Source organism: Bradyrhizobium sp. 76, from assembly GCF_023073025.1.
Taxonomy (GTDB): Bacteria; Pseudomonadota; Alphaproteobacteria; order Rhizobiales; family Xanthobacteraceae; genus Bradyrhizobium.
On record NZ_JADPIS010000131.1, the window covers coordinates 172,533 to 196,196 of the forward strand.

21 protein-coding genes are annotated in these 23,664 nt (G+C 65.2%); 7 read left to right on the forward strand and 14 right to left on the reverse strand.

Annotated features, from left to right (window positions below; translation table 11 throughout):
- Nucleotides 1-8 precede the first annotated feature (8 nt).
- Nucleotides 9-737 (forward strand): phosphonate metabolism transcriptional regulator PhnF, encoded by a 729-nt coding sequence (gene phnF / locus IVB48_RS34125; protein ID WP_247407092.1) that lies wholly within the window; start codon nucleotides 9-11, stop codon nucleotides 735-737.
- A gap of 99 nt (nucleotides 738-836) precedes the next feature.
- Here phnF and phnE (IVB48_RS34130) read toward each other — a convergent pair whose 3' ends face one another.
- The 4 genes from phnE (IVB48_RS34130) to phnC all read right to left on the reverse strand — a co-directional run bounded on the left by phnE (IVB48_RS34130) (nucleotide 837) and on the right by phnC (nucleotide 4,450).
- Entirely contained in the window at nucleotides 837-1,598 is a 762-nt protein-coding gene (phnE, locus tag IVB48_RS34130; RefSeq protein WP_247285850.1) for a phosphonate ABC transporter, permease protein PhnE, read from the reverse strand.
- An 82-nt stretch (nucleotides 1,599-1,680) separates the two neighbouring features.
- On the reverse strand, nucleotides 1,681-2,565 hold the full coding sequence (gene phnE, locus IVB48_RS34135; RefSeq protein ID WP_247407094.1) for a phosphonate ABC transporter, permease protein PhnE: 885 nt from the start codon (nucleotides 2,563-2,565) through the stop codon (nucleotides 1,681-1,683).
- A gap of 76 nt (nucleotides 2,566-2,641) precedes the next feature.
- Nucleotides 2,642-3,577, reverse strand: a complete 936-nt coding sequence (phnD, locus tag IVB48_RS34140) for a phosphonate ABC transporter substrate-binding protein (RefSeq protein ID WP_027565753.1) — start codon at nucleotides 3,575-3,577, stop codon at nucleotides 2,642-2,644.
- A gap of 63 nt (nucleotides 3,578-3,640) precedes the next feature.
- Entirely contained in the window at nucleotides 3,641-4,450 is an 810-nt protein-coding gene (gene phnC, locus IVB48_RS34145; protein ID WP_247407100.1) for a phosphonate ABC transporter ATP-binding protein, read from the reverse strand.
- A gap of 183 nt (nucleotides 4,451-4,633) precedes the next feature.
- On the opposite strand from phnC, the gene IVB48_RS34150 reads away from it, so the two are divergent.
- From IVB48_RS34150 to IVB48_RS34160, 3 genes are read left to right on the forward strand one after another with little or no spacing between them, the layout of a single operon-like run.
- Nucleotides 4,634-5,305 carry a chloramphenicol acetyltransferase gene (locus tag IVB48_RS34150; RefSeq protein ID WP_247407119.1) on the forward strand — a complete coding sequence of 224 codons (672 nt, stop codon included), beginning with the start codon at nucleotides 4,634-4,636 and terminating at the stop codon, nucleotides 5,303-5,305.
- Complete coding sequence (locus tag IVB48_RS34155) at nucleotides 5,302-6,495, forward strand: alpha-D-ribose 1-methylphosphonate 5-triphosphate diphosphatase (protein WP_247407122.1); 1,194 nt, start codon at nucleotides 5,302-5,304, stop codon at nucleotides 6,493-6,495. Before IVB48_RS34150 ends, IVB48_RS34155 begins: the two co-directional genes overlap by 4 nt.
- Before the next feature lie 18 nt (nucleotides 6,496-6,513).
- Nucleotides 6,514-7,212: a DUF1045 domain-containing protein gene (locus IVB48_RS34160; protein ID WP_247407125.1), complete on the forward strand. Its 699-nt coding sequence runs from the start codon at nucleotides 6,514-6,516 to the stop codon at nucleotides 7,210-7,212.
- A gap of 108 nt (nucleotides 7,213-7,320) precedes the next feature.
- Here IVB48_RS34160 and IVB48_RS34165 read toward each other — a convergent pair whose 3' ends face one another.
- The 4 genes from IVB48_RS34165 to IVB48_RS34180 form a co-directional block, all read right to left on the reverse strand.
- On the reverse strand, nucleotides 7,321-8,262 hold the full coding sequence (locus IVB48_RS34165; RefSeq protein ID WP_247407128.1) for a dihydrodipicolinate synthase family protein: 942 nt from the start codon (nucleotides 8,260-8,262) through the stop codon (nucleotides 7,321-7,323).
- A 123-nt stretch (nucleotides 8,263-8,385) separates the two neighbouring features.
- Complete coding sequence (locus tag IVB48_RS34170; RefSeq protein WP_247407131.1) at nucleotides 8,386-10,467, reverse strand: methyl-accepting chemotaxis protein; 2,082 nt, start codon at nucleotides 10,465-10,467, stop codon at nucleotides 8,386-8,388.
- Nucleotides 10,468-10,586: 119 nt separating this feature from the next.
- On the reverse strand, nucleotides 10,587-11,357 hold the full coding sequence (locus IVB48_RS34175; protein ID WP_247407133.1) for an enoyl-CoA hydratase: 771 nt from the start codon (nucleotides 11,355-11,357) through the stop codon (nucleotides 10,587-10,589).
- Nucleotides 11,354-11,803, reverse strand: coding sequence for a MarR family winged helix-turn-helix transcriptional regulator (locus IVB48_RS34180; RefSeq protein ID WP_027565761.1), 450 nt, complete (start codon nucleotides 11,801-11,803; stop codon nucleotides 11,354-11,356). Before IVB48_RS34180 ends, IVB48_RS34175 begins: the two co-directional genes overlap by 4 nt.
- 209 nt (nucleotides 11,804-12,012) lie before the next feature.
- Between IVB48_RS34180 and IVB48_RS34185 the strand changes: the two genes are divergently transcribed.
- Both IVB48_RS34185 and IVB48_RS41035 read left to right on the forward strand, forming a co-directional pair.
- On the forward strand, nucleotides 12,013-13,284 hold the full coding sequence (locus tag IVB48_RS34185; protein WP_253075332.1) for an ATP-dependent Clp protease adaptor ClpS: 1,272 nt from the start codon (nucleotides 12,013-12,015) through the stop codon (nucleotides 13,282-13,284).
- A complete protein-coding gene (locus IVB48_RS41035) occupies nucleotides 13,208-13,660 on the forward strand; it encodes an ATP-binding protein (RefSeq protein WP_253075331.1) in 453 nt (150 codons plus the stop codon). Before IVB48_RS34185 ends, IVB48_RS41035 begins: the two co-directional genes overlap by 77 nt.
- Nucleotides 13,661-13,754: 94 nt before the next feature.
- On the opposite strand, the gene IVB48_RS34190 is transcribed toward IVB48_RS41035, so the two are convergent.
- From IVB48_RS34190 to IVB48_RS34200, 3 genes are all read right to left on the reverse strand, one after another.
- Nucleotides 13,755-15,416 carry a tannase/feruloyl esterase family alpha/beta hydrolase gene (locus IVB48_RS34190; protein ID WP_247407136.1) on the reverse strand — a complete coding sequence of 554 codons (1,662 nt, stop codon included), beginning with the start codon at nucleotides 15,414-15,416 and terminating at the stop codon, nucleotides 13,755-13,757.
- A gap of 82 nt (nucleotides 15,417-15,498) precedes the next feature.
- On the reverse strand, nucleotides 15,499-16,743 hold the full coding sequence (gene serA / locus IVB48_RS34195) for a phosphoglycerate dehydrogenase (protein WP_247407140.1): 1,245 nt from the start codon (nucleotides 16,741-16,743) through the stop codon (nucleotides 15,499-15,501).
- 98 nt (nucleotides 16,744-16,841) lie between these two features.
- A complete protein-coding gene (locus IVB48_RS34200) occupies nucleotides 16,842-18,074 on the reverse strand; it encodes a rhodanese-like domain-containing protein (protein WP_247407143.1) in 1,233 nt (410 codons plus the stop codon).
- Nucleotides 18,075-18,258: 184 nt separating this feature from the next.
- Here IVB48_RS34200 and IVB48_RS34205 point away from each other — a divergent pair, with 184 nt between their 5' ends.
- Nucleotides 18,259-18,927, forward strand: coding sequence for a hypothetical protein (locus IVB48_RS34205; protein ID WP_247407146.1), 669 nt, complete (start codon nucleotides 18,259-18,261; stop codon nucleotides 18,925-18,927).
- Nucleotides 18,928-18,984: 57 nt separating this feature from the next.
- On the opposite strand, the gene IVB48_RS34210 is transcribed toward IVB48_RS34205, so the two are convergent.
- The 3 genes from IVB48_RS34210 to IVB48_RS34220 all read right to left on the reverse strand — a co-directional run bounded on the left by IVB48_RS34210 (nucleotide 18,985) and on the right by IVB48_RS34220 (nucleotide 23,660).
- Nucleotides 18,985-20,178, reverse strand: coding sequence for a PepSY-associated TM helix domain-containing protein (locus IVB48_RS34210; RefSeq protein WP_247407149.1), 1,194 nt, complete (start codon nucleotides 20,176-20,178; stop codon nucleotides 18,985-18,987).
- A 63-nt stretch (nucleotides 20,179-20,241) separates the two neighbouring features.
- On the reverse strand, nucleotides 20,242-22,569 hold the full coding sequence (locus IVB48_RS34215) for a TonB-dependent siderophore receptor (RefSeq protein ID WP_247407152.1): 2,328 nt from the start codon (nucleotides 22,567-22,569) through the stop codon (nucleotides 20,242-20,244).
- 206 nt (nucleotides 22,570-22,775) lie between these two features.
- Nucleotides 22,776-23,660 (reverse strand): dihydrodipicolinate synthase family protein, encoded by an 885-nt coding sequence (locus tag IVB48_RS34220; RefSeq protein ID WP_247407155.1) that lies wholly within the window; start codon nucleotides 23,658-23,660, stop codon nucleotides 22,776-22,778.
- Between the last annotated feature and the right edge of the window lie 4 nt (nucleotides 23,661-23,664).

The window sequence follows — 23,664 nt, forward strand, 5'->3', positions numbered from 1 at the left end:
CCGGCCACATGAGCATGCAAGACACAGCTTCCTCCGGCGTCGCATTGTGGCGCCTCGTTGCCGACGGCATCGAGCGCGGCATCGCCGATGGCCGCTTTGCGGCCGGCGACAAGCTGCCGGGCGAGGTGGAGATCGCCGAAACCTATCGCGTCAACCGCCACACCGTGCGGCGCGCGCTGGCCGCGCTTGCCGAGCGCGGCATCGTGCGGGCCGAACGCGGCAGCGGAACCTATGTCGAGACGCAGAAGCTCGCCTATCCGCTGCGATCGCGGACTCGTTTCTCCGAGATCGTCGGCGCGGAGGGCCGCGAACCGCATGGCCGGTTGATCGAGGCGTCCGATGATGTCGCGACCCGCGAACTCGCGCGGGAACTCGGCCTCAAGACTGGTGCACCGCTGGTGCGGATCGAGGCGATGCGCCTCGCCGACCGCACGCCGATCTGCGTCTCCACGACGTGGCTGTCGGCGCAGCTGTTTCCGGGTGCGGGCGACGTCTTTGCCGCGACCCGCTCGATGACGAAATTGCTCGAGCATTACGGCGTCCGCGACTATCGCCGCGGCGCGACCCGGATCACCGCCGGCATCGTTGACGCAACCGACGCCGCACGGCTCGATCTGGCGCTGGGACGGCCGATCCTGGTGGTCGACGCCACCGATCACGATCTCGACGGCAAGCCGCTGGTCACCAAGCATTCGCGCTTTGCGGCGGAGCGGGTGGAATTTCTGGTGGAGTCGTAGGGTGGGCAAAGGCGCACTTGCGCCGTGCCCACCATCCATCCAGTGCTGCGATTGAACTGGTGGGCACGCTGCGCTTTACCCACCCTACGAAATCGGTGATCAGGCCACCGCCCTTCGCCCAATAATCGCGAAGCGCAGTTTTCCCGAGACGAAATCGATCGCGGCGACCGCGACCAGGATCATCAGGATCAGGAACGACACCTTCTGCCATTCCAGCACGCGGATCTGCTCGGCGAGCTGGAGGCCGATACCGCCGGCACCGACGATGCCGATGATGGTAGCCGAACGCGTGTTCGACTCGATGAAATAGAGCACCTGGCCGGCGATCACGGGCAGGACCTGCGGCAGCAGACCGAAGCGGATCTCGTGCAGCGCACTGCCGCCGGAGGCGCGGATGCCCTCGACCTGCTTCTGGTCCGCGCCCTCGATCGCCTCCGAGAACAGCTTTCCAAAGGCGCCGAAATCGGACACGGCAATGGCGAGCACGCCGGCAAACGGGCCGAGCCCGACCACGTTGATCCACACCAGCGCCCAGATCAGCGTGTCGATGCCGCGGATCGAATCCAGGAAGCGTCGAATCGGGAAGCGCAAAATACTCGACGGCACCACGTTACGCGCGGCAAGAAGACTGACCGGCAGCGCGAACACCGCAGCCAGCGTCGTGCCGAGCAGCGCGATCGACAGGGTCTCGCCCAGCGCCTTCAGATAGATCGGCAGCGACGAGCCGGGATCCGGCGGAATCATCATCAAGCTGATCCAGCCGAGCTGGCTGAGGCCGGCGACGAAGCGCGAGGGCGAGAAATCGAGATCGACGAGGCCATAAATCAGGATCGCGAGCGCCGCGACGATCATCCCCGGCATGGCGAGCCGCGCCGAGGCCGGCCGGTCGAACACATCAGGGTAGCGCGCTCGAAGCGCGGCGATGTCGATCTCTGCGGCCCCGTCACGTCCGCGTCTCCCTGCCGAACAGGCGGCCGCGCAGCCAGCCGGTGCTGATGTCGATAATGAAGACCGTGACGATGATGGTGAGCAGGATGGCGCTGACGTCGGAGTAATAGAACTTGCGGATGGCGACGACCAGCTCCTGGCCGATGCCGCCGGCGCCGACGAATCCCATCACGGAGGCCTCGCGAACGTTGATCTCGAAACGCAGCAGCGCGTAGCTGGCATAGCCTGCCGTGACCTGCGGCAGGATGGCGAAGCGCATGCAGGACAGCCAGCTCGCGCCGGTCGAGCGAACGCCTTCGACCGGCTTCATGTCGGCGTTCTCGACGATCTCGGAGAACAGCTTTCCGAGCGCGCCGGTGGAGTGAATCGCAATGGCCAGCACGCCCGCCATCGGTCCGAGCCCGAAGGCGATCACGAAGATCAGCGCAAACACGATGCCGGGCACCGTGCGGGCGAATTCAAGCAGACGCCGCACCGCGAACCGCAGCCAGGGCGCGGGCGAGGTGTTTTCAGCCGCGAAGAAGTTCAGCCAGAATGCAAAAGTCGCGCCGATCAGCGTGCCGACATAGGAGATCAACAGGGTCTCGCCCAGCATCCTCAGCCATTTCTGCCAGCCCCAGAGCCACTCGCCGACATCGGTCCAGACCCGCTGTCCGCTGTCGAGTGTGAGGATGCGGTCGAAATAGCTGATGAAGTTGCCGTAATGGGCGAACAGGGTGCGCAGATTCACTTCCGCGCCGATCGCCGCCAGAAGCAGCGCAGCGGCGAACACCACGGCTCCGAACAGGAGGCGCCCTCGCCTGCGCGCGACCGCCTGGCGATAGGCGGCGTTGAGCACAGCGAGCTGCTGCTCGGGAAGGATCGAAACCGCGACGGTCATCTGATCAGGAAAGTTGAGCGATCAAAGAGAAAGAGCCGGGTCCATCGACCCGGCTCCAGTGGCATCGTCCCGAAACTCAGGACGCCTTCTTCTTACGCAGTGCATCGACGAACTTGATCAGCTCGATCGTGCCATCCCAATCCTTGGTGGTCGCGGGATGAAAACCCTTCTTCTGGCCGTCCTGGAGGCGATCGAAGGCTGCCTTGTCCTTGGCCGGCGCGTCGAAGAACGCCTTCGCGATCGCGGCCTTGGCCTCTTCCGGCAGATCGGAATTGTAGGCATAGGGGCCGTTGATGATCGGCGCCGACTTGTGGATGATGCGGAAATCGTCCTTCTTCATCGCCGAACCGTCGGCATTCTTCAGCATGCCCTTGGTCAGCATCTGCGCCAGCGTCGAATCGTCGTCGCTGGTCCACTGGTTGGCGGCGACGTCCACCGTGCCCTGCGCCAGTGCCAGGATCGCGTTCTCGTGGCTGCCGGTGAAGACGACCTTGCTGAAATAGGTGTCGGCGTCCGCGATGCCCATTTTGTCGAGCTCGAAGCGCGGCACGTTGTTGCCGGAGGTTGAGTTCGGGTCGACCAGGCCGAGGTTCTTGCCCTTGAGCTGGTCGATGCTCTTGTAGGGGCTGCTCGCCTTGACGAAGAACACCGAGTAGTAGCCGGTAGAGCCGTCGGAGTTGATGTCGTTGGCGAAGGCGTCGGTCTTGACGCCGGTCAGGCGGGCGCGGGCAAACGACGCCGAGCCATAGCTTGCGATATGAATGTTGCCGGCACGCTGACCTTCGATGACGGCCGCGTAGTCGTTGGCGATGCGCAGCGTGACCTTCACGCCCAATTCCTTGGAGAGATAGTTCATGAACGGCGCCCAACGCTCGGTGACGCCCGAGGCGTTTTCCGCCGGAATGACCGCGAAGGTCAGTTCGGGATATCTAGCTTTCCAGTCCTCGGCGGAAGCCGAGGTCGTGAACGCGAGCGCGGCGGCGCCGGCAAGAATCAATCTGCGAGTGATCATGATATACTCTTCATCGTTTGAGGTCGGTTGACGCAAAACTGGTGGGTCCTGATGCGGCGCCGCTCAGGCGGCGGCCGCCGTTCCAAGCGCCGGAATGCCCTGTCGCACCGGTGCGGGCGGGCCGCCCATGACATCGGCGGCTTCGAGATCGTAGAGCTCGCGCGCAACGTGCTCGGTCAACTCAGCCGGCGCGCCGTCGAACACCACGCGTCCCTGCGCCATGCCGATCAGGCGGTCGCAATAGCTGCGCGCCAGGTCGAGCGAATGCAGATTGCAGAGCACGGTGATGCCAAAATGCTTGTTGATGCGCAAAAGCGCATCCATGACGATCTTGGTGTTGCGCGGATCGAGCGAGGCAATCGGCTCGTCGGCGAGGATGATGTCGGGCTGCTGCACCAGCGCGCGGGCAATCGCGACGCGCTGCTGTTGGCCGCCGGAGAGCTGGTCGGCGCGCTGGGCCGCGAGCGGGGCGATGTCGAACTGCTCAAGCGCGGACATCGCCAGCGCCTTGTCCTGCTCGGGCCAAGCCTGCGACAGCGAGCGCCAGGCCGGCATCGTCGCAAGCCGTCCCATCAGGACATTGGTGAGAACATCGAGCCGGCCGACCAGATTGAACTGCTGAAAGATCATCGCCGAGCGCGCCCGCCACTGCCGCAGCTCCTTGCCGCGTAGCGCGGTGACGTCGAGACCGTCGAACAGGATGCGGCCCTGCGAAGGGGCCGCGAGACGGTTGATGGTCCGCAGCAGGGTCGACTTGCCGGCGCCGGAGCGCCCGATCACGCCGACGAAACCGCCGGGAGAGACTTGAAACGAGGCGTCGTCCACCGCGGCTTTCACGCCGAAGCGACACGTCAGACCTTCAACCACCAGCATGCAGGGCTCCAGAGTAGCTGGGACCCACCGCTAACGCCGGCGCTTGACACTTGTGTGACACGGACGTTGCGGTGTGGCGATCCTACGCACCTCATCCCCTGTTCATGCCCTGTCATCGCGTCGTCATGACATTGTCATCAAGCCGCTCGAAGAGAAACGCCCGCCCTCTCGTTCGGATGCAACATGGCCGCCAAAGCTCTTTCGGTCCAGCCGACTGTCGATCCCTCGGCGAAGCTGCACGACGCCAGGCTTGGCGCCTATACCGAGGTCGGCGCGCGCACGATGCTACACGAGGTGACGATGGGCGATTACTCCTATGTCGTGAACGACGCCCAGATCACCTACGCCACCATCGGAAAGTTCTGCTCGATCGCGGCGATGACACGGATCAATCCGGGCAATCACCCGATGCACCGCGCCACGCAGGCGCACTTCACCTATCGTTCGAGCGCCTATTTCGAAGGCGAGAGCGACGACACGGAATTCTTCGACTGGCGGCGCCAGCATCACGTCCATATCGGCCATGACGTCTGGATCGGCCATGGCGCGATCGCGCTGCCGGGTCGCAACATCGGCACCGGCGCGGTGATCGCGGCCGGCGCCATCGTCACCAAGGACGTGCCGGCCTACACCATCGTCGCCGGCAATCCGGCGCGCATCGTGCGCCGGCGGTTCTCGGAAGAGGTTGCCGGACGGCTCGCCAGCCTCGCCTGGTGGGATTGGGATCACGACAAATTGCGTACAGCATTGCCCGATTTCCGCAAGCTCGGGATTGAAGATTTTCTCTCGACATACGAAGCACGAGCAAGTTCTCTCAACAATTCTGTTGGCAGCAAACCAAGCGCAGTCGCGTGACAGACATTTTCCTTGAGGGCGGCCGAACCCTGATCGGCTCCGAGCTCGTCGAAACTTCGCTTGCCCTGTCCGGAACGGACATCGCAGAGATCGATGCCTCTCGCGGCCGGGCGCGGCTGGCTATCGACGCGCGCGACCTGCTGGTCCTGCCGGGCATCGTCGATCTGCATGGCGATGCCTTCGAGCGGCAGATGATGCCGCGCGCCGGGGTCGATTTTCCAATCGACGTGGCGCTCGCCGATAGCGACCGCCAGGCGATCGGCAACGGCATCACCACGGTGTTTCACGCCACGACCTGTTCGTGGGAGCCGGGCCTGCGCAGCGCCGACAATGCGCGCGGCCTGATGGAGGCGATCGAACGGCAGCGCCCGCAATTCGCGGCCGACACCCGCTTTCACCTGCGCCACGAGACCTACAATCTCGACGCCGAAACCGAGATCAGCCAGTGGCTCAGCGATGGCCGCGTCGACCTCTTCGCCTTCAACGACCACATGGACGGCACGGTTGGGGACATGGCCAAGCCGCGCAAGCGCAACCGCATGGTGGAGCGCACCGGCCTGTCGAGCGAGGAATTCGATCGCCTCGTCGAGCGTGTGCTCTCCCGCGCCAGTGAAGTGCCGGCTTCCGTGTCGCGGCTCGCCGCGGCGGCGCGCGCCGCCGACGTGCGGATGCTCTCGCATGACGATGCGACGCCGGCGATGCGCCAGGGCTTTCGCGCCATGGGCGTGGCGCTCGCGGAGTTTCCGATCAACGAGGAGACGGCGCGGGCGGCGGCAAGCCACGGCGACGACATCGTCTACGGCGCACCGAACGTCGTGCGCGGCGGCAGCCACACGGGCTGGACCAAAGCATCCGACATGATCGCCAAGGGGCTCTGCTCCGTGCTGGCCTCGGACTATTACTATCCCGCGCAGCTGCTCGCTGCGTTCCGCCTCGCCGCCGATGGCGTGCTGCCGCTGACCGAAGCCTGGAACCTGGTCTCCGCCGCGCCGGCGCGCGCGACCGGCCTTGCCGATCGCGGCGTGCTCGCGGAAGGCCGACGCGCGGACATTGTGCTGGTCGATGACAGCGTGCCGCTGCGGCCGCGGCTGATCGCCGTGATATCGAGCGGCAAGCTCGTGCATCTCACCGACGCGACGCGGTTGCTTGGCATGGCAGCTACCCCGCGCGAAGCTGTCGTCGCGGCATAAACCCGCTATGCTCGGACGATGACCGCCCCCTCCCGCTACGCGATCTATTTTGCCGCAGGCAGCGACAGCGCCCTCTCCCGCTTCGGCGCGGAGCTGCTCGGTTACGATGTCTATACCGGCAACGAGCTGCCCTTTCCCGCCGAGGCAGCGCGTCTCGCGCCGGACTGGCGCGACATCACCGCCGATCCTCGCAAATACGGTTTTCATGGCACGCTGAAAGCGCCGATGGCGCTCGCGCCGGGCAGGACGGAGGCGGAGCTTTTGGCGGCCTGCGTGGCCTTCGCTGGCGAGGCGCGGTCGATCCCGGTGATCCGCCCGATTGTCGATGCCATCAGCGGCTTCATCGCGGTCATTCCGGCCGAGCCGGTCGATGCGCTCCAAGAGTTCGCCGCCGATTGCGTCCGCGCGTTCGATGGCTTTCGCACCGCCCTGACGGCGGAAGATCGCGCGCGGCGCAAGCCCGAGAAGCTCAGCGAGCGGCAGCGCGACTATCTCGACCGCTGGGGCTACCCCTACGTGATGGAGGAATTCCGCTTCCACATGACGTTGACGGGGCGGCTGGACGCGGAGCGCCGCAGGCCAATTCTGGAGACGCTGCGCGCGCGGTTCGCGGCGCTCGGGCTTGATGCGCTGGCGATCGATCGCATTGCATTGTTCAAGCAGGATGATGCGGGAGCAAGGTTTCGCATTGTAGGCGAGTGGGCGTTGGCGAGATAGCTTCCTCAAGCTCCGTCATTGCGAGCGCAGCGAAGCAATCCAGACTGCGTCCGCGGAAATAGCCTGGCTTGCTTCGTCGCTTCGCTGCTCGCAACGACGATGAGTGAGTTACTTCCCCCACCGCAACGCCAGCGCATCGCGCTCCTTCGCGAGCTCCAGCAGCCCGGCCCGCGTCGCCGGGTGCAACGGCTGCAGCGGATGCCGCACCGTGTCCGACTTGATCACGCCGCCGGCCTGCATCATCGCCTTGCAGGCGATCAGGCCGCATTGGCGGTTTTCGTAGTTGATCAGCGGCAGCCAACGTTCGTAGGCGGCTTTGGCCTCTTCACGTTTGCCGGCGAAATAGGGATCGACGATCTGGCGGATGCCGTCGGGATAGCCGCCGCCGGTCATCGCGCCGGTGGCGCCGGCATCGAGATCGGCGAGCAGCGTGATCGCTTCCTCGCCGTCCCAGGGACCCTCGATATCGCTGCCGCCGGCGTCGATCAGGCTGCGCAGCTTTGACGCAGCGCCTGGAACCTCGATCTTGAAATAGCGGATGTTGGAGAAGTCGCGCGCCAGCCGCGCGAGCAGCTCGACCGACAGCGGCGTGCCGGCGACAGGCGCGTCCTGGATCATGATCGGAATCTTGATTGCGCCCGACAGCACCTTGAAGAATTCGACCACGCCTTTCTCGGGCACGCGGAAGGTTGCGCCGTGATAGGGCGGCATGACCATGACCATGGCGGCACCGGCCGCCTCGGCCTGCTGGCTCCGCGCGGCGCAGACGGCCGAGCTGAAATGCGTGGTCGTGACGATCACGGGAACGCGGCCCGCGACATGCTCCAGTACCGCATGCATCACGGTCTCGCGCTCGGCATCGGTGAGCACGAACTGCTCGGAAAAATTGGCGAGAATGCATAGACCATTCGAGCCTGCGTCGATCATGAAATCGATGCAGCGGCGCTGTCCCTCGAGGTCGAGCTCGCCGCGCTCGTCGAAGATGGTGGGTGCGACCGGGAACACGCCGCGATAGGGGCGCTGGGCCTTGTGTTGGGGCGTGACCGGCATCGAACTCTCCATCCCTGATATCTCTTACACCTGCCGCGACGCTCGCGCAGCGTCACAGATGTACCCGCCGCGTGCATCGGCGGCAATGCCGATGGCGCGACGGTGGGACGAAGATCGTCGAAGTTATGCGGTCCTCACCGCGCCCAAAAAGCCCTCGACCGCCACGCGGAGACGATCGGCGTCGGCGGACATTTTCGACACGGACACCGACAGCACCGAACCGGCATTGCCTGTCTCCTGGTTGAGCCTGGCGACGCTGCCGATGGTGTCGGTGACCTCGCGGGTTCCCTGCGCGGCCTGCTGGAAGTTGCGGGAGATCTCGGTGGTGGCAGCGCGCTGCTGTTCGACCGCGGCCGCGATCGCCGTCATCTTCTCGTCGATGCCGCTGATCGCGCCGCCGATCGCGCGGATGGCGGTGACCGCCTGGCCGGTCGCGCCCTGGATCTCCGCGACCTGGCGGGAGATCTCTTCCGTCGCCGTCGCCGTCTGCGAGGCGAGGCTCTTGACCTCGCCGGCGACCACGGCGAAGCCGCGGCCGGCCTCGCCCGCGCGCGCGGCTTCGATGGTGGCGTTCAACGCCAGCAGATTGGTCTGTCCTGCGATGGCGTTGATCATCTTCACGACCTCGCCGATGCGGCCAGCGGTCTGATCGAGGATCTCGACCGTCGCATTGGTCTGCGCTGCCTGCGACACGGCTTCACGGGCCTCGCGTGCGCTGGCCTGCACCTGCGCGGAGATCTCGCCGACGGACGCGGAGAGTTCTTCGGTTGCGGCCGCGATGGTCTCGAGATTGTTGGTGGCCTGTTCGGCGGAGGACGAGACCGCCGCGGTCTGGCTGCTCGATTCTGACACCAGCGAGCGCACGTCGGTCGCGGTGGCATCGAGTTCCTTCGTCGACGCCGCAACGCTGTGAATGACGGCTTGCACGGTGTCGTCGAAACTGCGGCAAGCCGCATCGACGGTACCGGAGCGGGCGAGCTGCAGCGCCTGCTGCGATTCGCGCTCCTTGCCCAGACGTTCCGCGGTCGCCGCGCTCTCGCGCAGGCTTTCGAGCGCGGCGGCCATGGTGCCGAACTCGTCGGGATACCTGGATTGCGGGACGGGCGTCGCGTAATCGCGGGCGCTGATCTTGGCGATGGCATCCAGGATGGCACGCACCGGGCGCATGAGGCGGTTGCGGATCACGTACACGCCGGCCAGGGTCACGGCGAGCGCGAGCAGGAACGCGAGCGACTGCACGACGAGATTGGTGAGCGCCCTAGCCTGCACCGTCTCCGCCCGGACGATCGACTGGTCGAGCGCCTTGTTCGCCACCGCGACGATGGACGCGAAGGGTGACTGACACAGCGTATTCCATTCCGCGGCGGGCATCGCGGGCTTGCCGCTGCCGTCGAAATTCTTGGTGAGGTCGCCGATCTGCTTGAGGGCACCGTCGGTCTTGGCCTTCGCGTCCGTCGCTGCCGTCACCAGCTCCGCCGCCACGCCCGGCGCAGCCAGCAACTCGGCCATGCCCGCCCAGCCGGAGGTGATCGTGCCATCCCATTGCGCCACTGACCGCTTCTGAGCGTCGTCGAGCGGCTTGCTGCCGTTGACGTTGGAGCGAAGCGACGAACAATGGATTCCATAGCGGTCTCGCACCTGCCAGGCGAAGCGCCGGACCTGGATCATGCGTGCAATGAAGGGGTCGTCCATCCAGGCACGGTTCGACACGGCGGTGGAGGCGAGGTTGGCCGTTTCGATCACCTTGGTGACGGCATCATACCAGGAGTTGGTGCGCTCGATCTTGCGCTCGGCACGCGGACGCTTGGCTTCATCGTAGAACAGCTGGAATTGCGGCGCCGCGGCGCTCCAGCCCTGCTTCAATGTGCCGGCGAGTTCGTCGCGGCGGGCGAAGTCGACGGTGGCAAGCGCGGCTCCGATCGCGTCATAGCCGCCCTGCTCGGCCTTCTCCGCCGCCTCTAGTTTTGCTCGCGGATCATCCTCGCCGAGGATCGCGCTCTGCGCATCGCCACGATTGTTGCGCAGCGCCAGCACGCCATGGAAGATCGCCTTGTCGGCCGCGGCAAGCCGCGCGGTCTCGAGACTGTCGCTATAGCGGCCGAACGCCCCGACCATCTGGATCGCCGTGGAGGCCAGCGCACCCGCGGCCAGCAGGGCCATCAAGGTCAGGAGGAGCGAACTTACCGATTTCTTAAACATTGCCATGGTGTCGGGGCCTATTCTTTCGAGCGCCACCTTGCCCGCGACATGCCAATGTTCCGTTAAGGTTTTAATCGAATGGGCTTGAAGTTCCGGCCCGACGAGCCTCAGTACAGCCCCGGATATCACGCAACCTTGGTGAAATCCGGCGGGCGGCGCTCCGCAAATGCCGTGAAGGCCTCGCGCGCCTCGGCGGTGCACAGGCGCAGTCCGAACTGCTCGCCTTCGGCATTCATCTGCGCGACCAGCGCCTCGCCATTGCGCATCAGCTTCTTGGTGGCGGTGAGCGCGCCGGCCGGCTGACGGGCAAGACGCTGCGCCAGCGCGAGCGCTTCGGCATCGAGCTTGTCGAGCGGCACCACGCGGTTGGCGAGCCCCCATTCCAGAGCGGATTTGGCCGGCACGGTCTCGCCCAGCGCGAACATCTCGTAGGCCCGCGCGTAGCCGATGCGCGCCGGCATCAGCAGGCTGGAGGCGGCTTCCGGCACCAGCGCAAGGCTGACGAAGGGCGTCGACAGTTGCGCGTTGTCGGCAAGCACGACGAGGTCGCAATGCAGCAGCATCGTGGTGCCGACGCCGACGGCGCGGCCCTGCACCGCCGCAACCAAGGGCCGGGTGCAGCGCGCCAGCGACTGGATGAAGCGCACGACGTTGCGGCTTCCTTCCGACTTGCCCGCTGCGACCGCGGCGAATTCGCCGACGTCGTTGCCGGCAGTGAACATGTCGCCTTCGCCGCGGATCAGGATCACGCGGGCCGACGCATCCGACCTGGCGGATTCGATGGCGTCGGCAAGTATGCCGTACATCGCATCCGTCAGCGCGTTCTTCTTGTCGGGGCGCGCCAGCGTGAGCGTGAGAATTCCGCCGTTGTTCTCGATCCGGACTTGGTCAGTCATTCGTTCGCTCCTCTTGGGAATTTATCCTGAATGCTCGTCAGCCAGCGCGCGACGACGTCGATCTCCGCGCCGGTAAATCCTTCCGTCAATGCCGCATTGACCTTTGCTGCGCTGGCCTTCGCCTGCGCCAGCGCCGTTCGCCCCTTCGGCGTCAGCCAGACGCGCCAGGCGCGACCATCCTCGTGATCCGCGCGCCGCTCGACCAGTTTAGCCGCCGCCGTACGGTCGACCAACCCCGAGATGCCGGCCGGCCCCATGTCGAGCGCCGCGCCGGCCTCGCCCATCAGGACGCCGTCCTGCTTGCCGAGGATGAACAGGAGTCCTGCCTGCGCCGGCGTGACCTCGCTCGAAGGCTGCCCCGCCATCCAGCGCTGCACGCGGCGTTGGGCCACGCTCAACAGGTAGATCAGCCGATGATGCCCCGAGCCGGCCGCTTTATTTCGCATGCGAAATATATAGTCGAGGCGGCCCGGGATGTCAAAGGACGGCAGCTGGATCGATGTGCCGTGGCATCGTCGAGCAACAGGGCCGCACCGGCGCACCAGAACCTCACCCACCAATCGCAATTAGTCGCCGCCGCCCAGCTTGACGGTCGCTTCTTTTGTGTTCCCTATTCGTTCTGTTCAATCATAGATTGTCCCGGAGACCTTTCGTGATGAACAGTATGCGTGGCGAGAACCAGCCGACCCAGCTCGTAATTCATAATGACGATGATACGCCGGACCGATTCGTGATGGATCTGCTTCGGCAGGTTTTCGGCAAATCAGACCGTGAAGCGACAGCGCTGATCACTCAGATCGAGCAGAAGGAAAAAGCGGTTTGCGGGCCTTACCCGCAATCGGTTGCCGAAGCCCTTTTCAAATCTGCGCAACAATCCACCGAATTGGCCGGCCACCAACTGCAGGTCACGCTAGAGGCGGTCAAGACTCCTTGCGAACTCTGTGGCAAGCCTGAGGGACAGACCGACGTTCGTATCGGCGACCGAACGGTCTGGCTGTGCAGCGACTGCATGCGTGCGGCGGATGAACCCTCGAACGAACAAGAGGAAGATTTCGACTTTGCTTGCGACGTTCTCGATTGGCACCTTGCCAGCGCCGCGCGCAGCAAACTCGTGACCACGATCCGCCAATTTCCCGGCCACATGCGGGTCGATCTTCAAGCCGCGGTCGACCGGCTCTTCGGCAAGGCCATCCGGCTGGTGGGACTGAACGAGGAGCAGCGCTACGAAACGCTGTCGATCCCACGACTGCTCAAGGAGGGCCGCTATGCGATCGCGATTGCCCCGCTGCAATATTCCGACGTCGATGTAGGCGAGAAGAGCCCGGTCAGGTGTCTGGATAACGGACTATGGCTGTGTGAGCAGGATCATCTCCGCTACGCGGTTTTGCTCTGCGCACAGCGCGAATACAGTCGCGAGCCCGGAATTCGGATCGAGATCCTGGTGCCTTCAGGTTCCGCAGGCGCGGCTCTCGTCCAGCAATGCTTCAATGAATTGGAGGAAGCCGTACAGGCTGCGCGGACCTATCGCGGCAAGATCCTGTCGCTCGATGCCGACTCCGACTATCGCGGTCGCTCGCGCGGCATCACGGTGCATCGCTTGCCGCAGGTCGCGCGCGACGAGGTGATTCTGCCGGAGCAGACCCTGCGGCTGCTCGATCGCAACGTTCTGACCTTCGTCAACACCCGAGACCAATTGCGCCGGCTGGGTCAATCGACACGCAAAGGCATCTTGCTGTACGGGCCGCCGGGCACTGGCAAGACCCACACGATCCGCTATCTCGCAACGCATTTGCCCGGGCATACGACGCTGATCATCACGGCCGAGCAGATCGGTCTGCTCGGCGGCCTATATGAGCCTGGCACGCCTGCTCCAGCCGTCGATGGTGGTGATCGAGGATGTCGATCTCATCGCCCGCGACCGCGATGACATGGGGCCGTGTGAGGAATCCATGCCGAACAAGCTGCTCAACGAGATGGACGGGCTGAAGGAAGACGCCGACATCCTGTTCGTCCTGACCACCAACCGGCCGGAGGACCTCGAGGGAGCTCTCGCGGGTCGCCCCGGCCGCATCGATCAAGCCATCGAAGTGCCGCTGCCCGACGAGACCGGCCGCGGCAAGCTGGTCCGGCTCTACGGCAGGGGACTGCCGCTCGAGGGGGCGGTGATCGCGGAGGCTGCCCGACGCAGCGAGGGCACCAGTTGCGCCTTCATCAAGGAGCTGATGCGGCGGCTGGCGCAAGGAAGCATCGCACGGGACGGCGGCAACACCGTGATCTCCCGCCGATATCGACGAAGCCCTTGACGACATGCTGTTCTCCGGCGGCCGGCTCAACGCGCAGCTGCTCGGCGGCGCGCAGGCAATGGCCGCCGGGTGACGCTCCGAAGTGGCGCGCCGGCTACGGCGCGCAGGTGAAGCTCGCTGCCTCCGTCACCGGACCGCTCTTGTAGTGCGGCCAGGCCGGCCAGCGGCACAGCGGCAGCGCGCGAAGCGTCGCAAAGGACGGCGCTTCGACCTTCTGCTCGGCGACTTCCAAATCGCCGGGCGCCTTGCCCTTTTCGACCCAGTCGACCAGCGCGCTCAGCATGTCGACATTGGCCGGCGCGCCGGAGCCGACATGGTCGACCCCGGGCGCGGTGTAGAGCCGCGCGAATTCGGCCGTCTCGGCCTTGCCGAGCTTGCGTTCGACGCTCTCGAAATAGCGGATGCCGGCATAGGGGCTCTGCGCGTAGTCCGCCATATGTTCGAGCATGATCAGCCGGCCGCCGCGAGCGCGGAAGCGGCTGAGGTCGGGGTCGGTGGAATCCATCAGGCTGGAGACCTCGAGCAGCCGCCCCTTGTGCTCTTCGGGCTTATAGGTCGTCACGTCGAGCTTGGGATCGCGCGCGAACACATATTGGATGCCGCCGGCACCGTAGATCCAGGCGATGCCGTTATTGGGCGCAGGCGGCTGCGCAGGAGACGCCGTGCCGAGCCACCATGCGACCCAGCCGCCGGTCGGGCCAACCGCCGGCGTGTCCTCGCCCGACACGCCCCAGCCCGGATAATCATCGAGACCGTTGGCGAGCGGGAACGGGAATTTGTAGGTCGAATGGAGGGTGTCGATCGCCTTGATCTGCGCGTCGGTGAGGCACTGATCGCCCGTCTTGCCGCTCGCGCAACGCAGCGTCTCGACCTTGAACGCCGCCTTGCAGGACACGGGATCTTGCACCAGCGCGTCGTCGGAGCCATCGGCCTTGTCGCAAGCGGCCCGCACGGCATCGCCGACGAGCTTCACCTGCGCCGGATTGATCCAGCCGTCACCCATGGTCACGAGCCCCGAGCGGGTGCCGGCATGCTGCAAGCCGACCCAGTTGATGACGGGCACGCGGGCAAAGATACCGTCGAAATCATCAGGATAGCGCTGCGCCATGGTCAGGCCTTCGCGACCGCCTTCGGACGACCCCATGAAGTACATTTTCTCAGGTCTCTTGCCGTAAGCGCGCTGCATCAGCGCGACGGCCGCATCGCGCACCTTCTTGTAGGCGCGATGGGCGAAATTCTCGAAGGCTTCGTCGTTGAGCGCGAACAGCTGCGGCGGTTCGCCCGGCTTGGACTCGTGACCGGAATCGGTGCCGTAGGTGACGAAGCCGCGCGCGAGCGGCGACGGCTTGTCGAAGGGATAGGCCGGCGGCAGCGTCAGGCCCGTGATCAGCACGCCGTTGAATCCGCCCCCGCCATATTGCAGCGAGCGGCCGTTCCATTCGACGGGCAAATTGACCTGAAATCTGATCGGCGGCGCCTTGGGATCGGTGGGATCGATATGGCCGAGCACCTTGCAGAAGCCGGGATTGGCGGGCGTGACGCGCCCCGACGGCGTCGGGCCGCGTTCGGCGACGGCCAGTTGCGACGGCGCCAGCAACGTCGCCGAATCGATCTTCACGGCGTCAGTGCCGCCGACCAGGCCCTTGCAGACGGCGTCCGCATCCTCGGCCAGCGTCACCGCAGCAGCGGAGTTCGCGCCCAGTGCAGTCACTGCGCCCACGAGCAATACACACAGCTTCGCACGCCCTTGCGCCATCGTTTCCCCCTGCACTTTCTTTTCTCGTTCGTTCCGCCAGCAGGCCGTATTCAAGGCGCCTTCCGACCGGCCGTCAATGACGCTAGTGCTCAAACACCAGCCGCGCGCCGACGGTGCCCTCGAGGCTGCGGATCTGCTGCAGCAGCGCGCCTGAATCTTGGCCGCCGAGGTCGGCGTCGAGCACGACGTAACCGAGGTCGCCGGAGGTCTCCAGATATTGCGCGGCGATATTGATGTCGCGCTGCAGGAACACTTCGTTGAGCCGGCGCAGCATGCCGGGCACGTTGCGATGGACGTGGCTGAAGCGCGCGCCGGAGGGGCGCAGATGCAGCTGCACCTCCGGAAAATTCACCGCCCCCGTGGTCGAGCCGGTGATGAAGAAGTCGACCAGCTTGCGCGCGACCTCGCCGCCGATGCGCTCCTGCGCCTCCTCAGTCGAACCGCCGATATGCGGGGTGAGGATGACATTGCCGAGGCCCTGCACCGGGCTCTTGAAGCGATCGGAGTTCGAGGACGGCTCGACCGGAAACACGTCGATGGCGGCGCCCGCGAGGTGACCGTCGCGCAGAGCTCCCGCCAGCGCATCGAGATCGACGACGGTGCCGCGGCTGTTGTTGATCAGGAGGGAGCCGGGCTTCATCGCCCGCAGCTCCTTCTCGCCGATCATCCCTGATGTCTCCGGCGTTTCCGGCACATGCAGGCTGACGACGTCGCTCTGCGCCAGCAGCTCTTCCAGCTTCTCGACCGGCTCGGTGTTACCGTGGCGGAGCTTGTCGGTGCGGTCGAAATAGATCACGCGCATGCCGATCGCCTCGGCCAGCGTCGAGAGCTGCGAGCCGATATTGCCGTAGCCGATGATGCCGAGGGTGCGGCCGCGCACCTCGCGGCTGCCGGTCGCCGACTTGTCCCAGCCGCCCTCATGGGCTGACACCGAGCGCGGGAAGATGCGCCGCAGCAGCATCACGATCTCACCGATCACGAGCTCGGCGACGCTGCGCGTGTTGGAGAACGGCGCGTTGAACACTGGAATGCCGCGCTTGCGCGCCGCCAGCAGATCGACCTGGTTGGTGCCGACGCTAAAGCAGCCGACGGCGAGAAGCTGGTCGGCCGCTTCCAGCACCTGATCGGTGATCTGGGTGCGCGAGCGGATGCCGAGCAATGACACGCCTTTGAGCGCCCGCCGCAAATCCTCGCCGTCCAGTGCCTTGGTCAGGCGCTCGACATTGGTGAAACCCGCCGTTCTGAACAGGTCCACGGCGCTGTCGTTGACGCCTTCAAGCAGCAGCGCCCTCGCGCTCCGCTCAGGGCTTTGGCCTGGGACTGACATGAAATCTCCGTGGGTCACAGCTTCGCCGCAGCTCATAGACCGCGGGGGATGCGCAGCACAATAGGGTTCGGATACGGGGAGAAGATGGCGGGCGCTCGTCAGATCACGTAAAACCCGTGCGTGCCGTCCAGACGCAATTGTTCTACCAGGCCATACTCCCAGTCGAGATAGGCCTGCATCGCACGCTCGTCGACACCGGTGCCTTCATAGGGGCGGCGGTAACGGTGGGCGGGGTCGGGCTTGGGCAGGACGTGCGGCGGACCGGTTTCGAGCGCGCCGTCATAGCCACCTTCCCGCACATAGACCTCCCAGCCCATCTGCGCGAGCCAGGACGCCGTCATGTCGGCGCGGACGCCCTTGTCGTCGTTCAGCGCGATGCGCGCGCCGCGCACCGGTGCGGCCATATCGGTTTCCTGGACCAGCTGTCCGCCGGGATAGTGACGAAACCCCGGGAGATGGCCGGCGGCATATTCCTCGGCGTCACGCACGTCGAAGCGATAGAGCGTGCGATCGGTCTGCGCGACAAGCGCAGCCATCTCGCTCGCGTCGACATGGCGGACACCGGCGCGATAGGCGACGTCGCGCGCATTGGCCAGGCCGCCCTCGAACGGCCCGATCGCGCCACGCCGGTCGGCACCGTGGCCGAGCGTATGCCGCGCCAGCGTCCAGCCGATGGTGCCGTTACGCAGCGCCCGGACCTTGTTCGGCACGCCGGCATTGATCAGCGATTGGGTGCCGATGATCGAGCGGGTGCGGCCGGCGCAATTCACGATGATGGTGGTGTCGACATCGGGTGCCGCCTGCCCTGCCCGCAGCACCAGCTCCGCGCCGGGCACGCTGACCGAGCCCGGGATGTTCATGGTGGCATACTCGTCGAAGCGGCGAACGTCGAGGATCGTGATGTTGGCCTTGTCCGCGATGAGTTTTGCCACCTCGTCGGCACTGAACGACGGCGTGTGCCGGCGCGACTCGACCAGCTCGCCAAAGGCTTTTGAGTAGGAGTTGACGTCCTCGAAGATTTGATAGCCGGCGTCGCGCCAGGCCTTCAGCCCACCATCGAGCGCGCGGACATTGGTATAGCCGAGCGCGGCCAACCGCTCGGCGCCGGCAGTGACGAGGCCCTCGCCGTCATCATAGAGCACGATCGCCACGTCCTTGCGCGGCAGCCGCACCTCGGCTTCGATCCCGATCCGGTCCGCGGCCATGTTGGCAGCAAACAGCGGATGTCCCGTCGCGAAACCAGCCTCGTGCCTGAGATCGAGCAGAGCGATCTCCTCGCGGAGCAGCAGTGCCCGGCGGATATCGGCGGAAGTGACGATCGAAGGCTTCATGAGACAGGCAACCTTGGGAGACTTGAACGGGACTGGTTCTTGAATGATTGCCGGCCGGTTGGCCAGCCCGATCCGGGGGGTATGGCTCCGACCGGCGGGCGCGCCCACCGTGGTCCCCGGCTGAAAATCGTTTCGTATGCCGCGCTTGAGAGCTAAAGTTCCGAATCGTCTGGGGGGGCGCAATATGAAAGTGCTAAAATTCCTGGTGGTGTTTCTGGCGCTTCCGGGCGTCGCCATGGCCGCGCTCACCAATGCCGAACGCAAATCGCAATTCGAGCGGGCAATGGCCTCGATCATGGCCGCAGCGACGCCGGCCGTACACCCAACGCTTCGCGACACGCTGATCAAGGACTATCTCGCCTGCAAACCCAACAAGGGACAGGCCGTGGAGCTCGTCAATGCGAGCTACCTTCGGACCTGCGAACAGGACGACGCTTCGGCGACGGGAGACCGTGCACTGGAATCCTGTCAGCTTCGCTACGGCAAGCCATGCGCCCTGCTGGCGGTCAACGAGGAAATCGTCGCTGAAGGCGAGCTCGCGTCGAGAGACATGCCGCGGCTGCATTATGCAGGCAAGTACGACTTGTCGCAGATTCCAATCATCCGGCGGATCACGCGACAGCGCCCTGACGTGCAGAACTACGACAAGGCCATGGAGCCCAAGGCGATCGCGATCCATCCCTGGGGTAAGCTGTTCATCTCGGCAGGGGACCCCAGCCTTAAAGACGCCCAGACCTCCGCGCTTACGAAATGTAACAGCGATCCCGCGCGGAACGGCCGGGATGGCGGCTGCTTCGTCTACGCCATCAACAACGACATCGTCCTCGACGAACGGCGCATGCAGGCGAAGTGATACGACGACGGCGGCTCACCCGGGCAACACCAAGCCCTGTCGAAGCAGTCCGCCCGTTCACTCGCCAGGCACGATCCGCCCGAGCCGCGGCTGCGCAGGGCGCCCCAGCTTGCGGCGCGACAGATAAAGCAAAATGCCGGTGACCACGAACAGCGGCATCAGCGCGGCCGCGATCATGAACGCAAGTTTGCCGGGCCAACCCAGAATCGCACCGCGGTGGATGTCGAGCACATTCGCAATGATCTTCTCACCGAACGCCTTGTCGGCGTAGCGTTCCGCAGAAACGAATTGGCCGGTGACGGCATCCACGCGGAATTCGTCGCGGGTGGTGTCGAGGGTCGAGTCTTTCCCCCAGGAGCGGATCCGGATCACCGTGCCCGGACCGGCCGGCAACGTCAGCAACGCCTGGGAGAAGCGGCTGCCCTCTTCGTGCAGGAAGCCGCCCCACGCGCGATCAAAGCCGATCGGCTGCGCCGTCTCGCTGGCGCCGGCGCCACGCGACGCCTTTGCAGGCATCTTCGGCTGCATCTTCGCCGAGGCGGCCTGCGGGCGCGACAGCAACCAGACGGCACCGTCCTTGTACCAGTCGAACGAGTACCACAGCCCGGTCAGCGTCATCACCAGATAGACCGGCAGGACCCAAGTGCCGATCACCGCGTGCAGCGAGCGATGGAGCCCGCGTCCGCTGAGGCCGAGATTGGGCTTCAGCCACATCTTCGCGCTGCCTGCACGCCGCGGCCAGCGCAGCACGAGGCCCGAGATGAGCATCACGATCAAGCCGAGCGCGGCCACGCCCGTGATCTGACGCCCCCAGCCCTTGGCGTCGCCGGGAATCAACAGCCAGCGATGCAGCTTGCGCACGGTCGCGAAAAACTCTTCGCCGCGAGGTGCGCCCAACACGCGCGCGTCATAGGGATCGACATAGAGCGAGGACGGCCGCGCGCCTCGTTCGTCGCGGGCGAAGCGCACATGCACCGCGGCGGCCGGATCACTTGCTAGCGTCACGGCGGAGACCTTGCCGACATCCTGCGCCGCAGTCAGGCGCGCAACCAGTTCGTCCGGCATCAGCGCCGGTGACTGGCGCGGCGCGACCTGCATGATGCCGGCGTTGAGATGATCGACGATCTCATCCTCAAAACTCATGATCGCGCCGCTCAACGCGATCACAGCAAGCAGCAGCGCGAGCACGAGGCCGGCGATGGAATGGACCTGGTGGAGGGCGGCCTTGATCGCGCGCCAGCACTCACGCATCGGCGCCGGTCCTTCTGGTCTGCACGACCGGGAAATCGGCTTCCTCGCGCCACACTGTCATCGCTAGAACTTCACCGTCGCCGATAGGGATACCCTGCGCGCGTCGCCGATCGCGACGTTTAAAGCGTTTCCGGTGGTGGACGTATAGTAGAGCTTGTCGAACAGGTTCTTGACGTTGAATTGATAGGTCACCGGCAGATTGTCGACCTTGGTGTCGTAGGTCGCAAAGATGTCCGCGACGGTATTGGCCGGCATGAAGAACGTGTTGGCGGCGTCGCCCGGCCGGTCGCCGACGTAGTGCGCGCCACCGCCAAGCCGCAGACGTCCGGGCAGCGCATCGCCGAAATCGTAGACGAGATAGAGCGAAGCCGTGTTCATGGCGGCGTTCAGGAGCTTGGCGTTACCGACAGCGGGATCATTGATCAGCCGGGCATCGGTATACCCATAACTTCCGATCAGGCTCCATTGATCGGCTAGTTTGCCGGTCACGTCCAATTCGACGCCGCGCGACCTGGCCGCGCCGGAGGCACGCGCCGCCGACTTGCCTCCGCCGATGTCATCCAGCACCAGCACATTCTTCTTCTGGATGTCGTAGACGGCCAGGGTGCCCGACAGCCGCTTGTTGATATCAAACTTCAGACCGGTCTCCCATTGCGTTCCTTCTTCAGGCGCGATGGTGGAGTCGACGACAAAGCCGGTGGTGAACGCCGCGATGACCGATGTCGGCTTCAGCGACTGCGTATAGCTCACGTAATAGGAGAGCTGATCGTTCAGCTTGAAGATGACGCCGCCTAGCGGCAGCACCTTGTCACCCGCCAAATTGGTGTTTGTGATGAAGTTCGGCCGGCCTTTTCCCGCGAACTGCTCGTATTCCATCCAGCGCACGCCTCCGACCACGGACAGCCAGTTGGTCAGACGGAAGGTGTCCTGGGCGAAGAAGCCGCGGGTGCCGAGTTTGTCCGTCTGCTCGCTGTCCACTGGCGAAACGGTCGTGCCCGGCACGACCAGCCCGTAGATCGGGTTGTAGAAATTGAAGCTCGCCGTCGCCTGCCGAATCAAATCGTGGCGGTCGATCGTGCGATAGAGCGCCTCGCCTCCGAACAAGATCTCGTTTCGGAAGCCGCCGACCCAGACGTCACCCTGCAGATAGGAGGTGCCGTAGCTGGCGTTGCTCAGCGAGTTACGCGTGCCGTCGTTGCTGCGGGTCTCGACGCCAGTCGTCGCGTTGACGCCGGTGATGCGAAGTTGGTTGGCACTGAACGTCTCGGTGTTGTAGCTGTAGGCTGCGGTGACCTTCCAATTGTCGTCGAGCTTCTGCTCGACCGAGGCCTGCACCAGGTCGGAGATGCCCCACATGTTGTTGAAGGGCTCGTCGAGCCGGCGCGTCTTCGGGATCGCCAGCGGAGCGCCCTTGACGAAGGCAGTGCCGCGGTCGAATGGGTAGATGAATTCGCGGTGCTCATAGGTGAGCTGGACCGTCGTGGTGTCGCCGTACCAGGCCAGCGACGGGTTCACCAGCATTTCCCTGTGGCGGCCGAAATTGCGCCAATAGTCCTCGCTGACGCCGTAACCGACGAACCGATAGGCAAGGCCTTGGTCGCCGATCGGACCGGTGATGTCGAGCGTGCCGTCGGCGCCGTTGCGATTGTTCGCGAATGTCGAGCCGAGCAGCGTGACCGAACCGTGCTGGTAGAGCTCCGGACGCTTGCTGATGGTGTTGACGATGCCGCCGGGATCCATGATGCCGTAGAGCAGCGAAGCCGGCCCCTTCAGCACCTCAACGCTTTCGACCGCGGCGTTCAGGCTGCGCCCCTGCACCAGCGGCATGCCGTTGCGCATGATCGAGCCGTCGCGGTTGTCGCCGAAGCCACGGCGGATCACGGCATCCTGGGTGCCGGCGAGCGTGTTGGTCTGGGTGATCCCGCTGATGTTGACCAGCGCGTCGTCGATATTGCGTGGCAGTTGGTCCTTCAACACCTGCGCGGGCACGACGTTAACGGATTGCGAGGTGTCGAGCGGAGAGGCCCCGCTGCGCAGCGTCGTCGCGCTCGGCATCGCGCGGTAACCGAGCTTTGCGGCTTGTTGCGCGGCGGCATCAGCCGCGGCGCGTTCCGATGGCGTCGGAGCCGCGGGGGTGGTGGCATTGCGGCTGCGCTGACGTGCGGCCGCTTGCGTCCGGCGTTGAGATGTTTCCGATGCGCGTGCCGTTTTCGGCCGCGGCGCCGGCGCTTCCACCGTCACCGGCGGCAGCGCCGATTGGGCCTGCGCGCTCGTCGTGCTGGCGAGAAATTCGGCGAGCAGCACGGCCGCTCCGATGAGAAGAGCCGCGCGGCTGTCGCCGGCAGGCGTTCGACGGCCGCTGACGCGCTGGCCGTCCAGATAGACACGCACTTTCGATTCACTTCCAGGTCAGACGCAGAAGCTGGCGCGTCTAACAGTCGTGGTACGCGAAGAGAACCGTAGGCGGCCTTGAATCGCTCTAGTGTTGAATGGTTCTAGATTTCGATCCCGCTATTCGGCAATCGTCGATTGATTTCACACCGGGCGCGACACGCAGCGCGCGAATTCGCGGCAACCTGTCGTGGTTCTGCGCGATCTCACGCGATCGCGGGAGCCGTCAGCTCGTCGAGCTTCCGCTTGAGCGCGGTGCCGTCGGACAAGGCCCGGAGCGGCGGCCGCACGCGCAGCCAGCTCGCATCGCCCGTCTGTGCCGCAAGGATGGCTTTCAACGCCGTGAGGAAGGATGGCGATTTCACCACGATGTCCACGGCAGCCTGCATGCGTGCTTCGACATCCTTGCCGTCGATCATCGCCTTGACCAGCTCCGGCGCGATGTTGGCCATGCCGCAGATGGTGCCGGCACCGCCGGCGGCGATCGCGCGGGCGATGTCAACCTCGTTGCCGACGGTGATGGCGAGCTCGGGAGCGGCGGCACGGAACGCCTGGAACTGCTTGAAGTCGCCGCTGGAGTCTTTCAGGCCTGCAACGACCTTGCCGTAGCGCTTGCGCAAATTCGCGGCGACGCCGGTCGGGATCGCGACACCCGAGATCTGCGGGATATGATAGAGGTAGGCACGCAGGCGATCGTCGGCGACGCCGTCAAGAATTGCCGCAAAGGCATCCTCGACGCCTTCAGGGGTGACGCTGCGATCGAAGTAAGGCGGCAGATACAGCACGTGACGCAGGCCGAGTCCGAGCACGGCACGCGTCAATGCGATGCTGTCGCTGATCGCGGGGAAGCCCCCGCCGATTCCGATGCGGTCCGGCGCAACGCCGGCCTTGAGCACGGCTTCGATGGTCGCGACCCGTTCGGCGACATTGAACGAGGTGCCCTCGCCGGTGGTGCCGAACAGCACGACACCGTCGACGCCCTTGCCGAAGAGTTGCTTGGCATGGGCGGCGAGCTTTGCGGAGTCCACGCTGCCGTCCGTCGCCAGCGGCGTCGCCGACGCCACCCAGAACCCGCGAATTGCCTCGGTCATCACT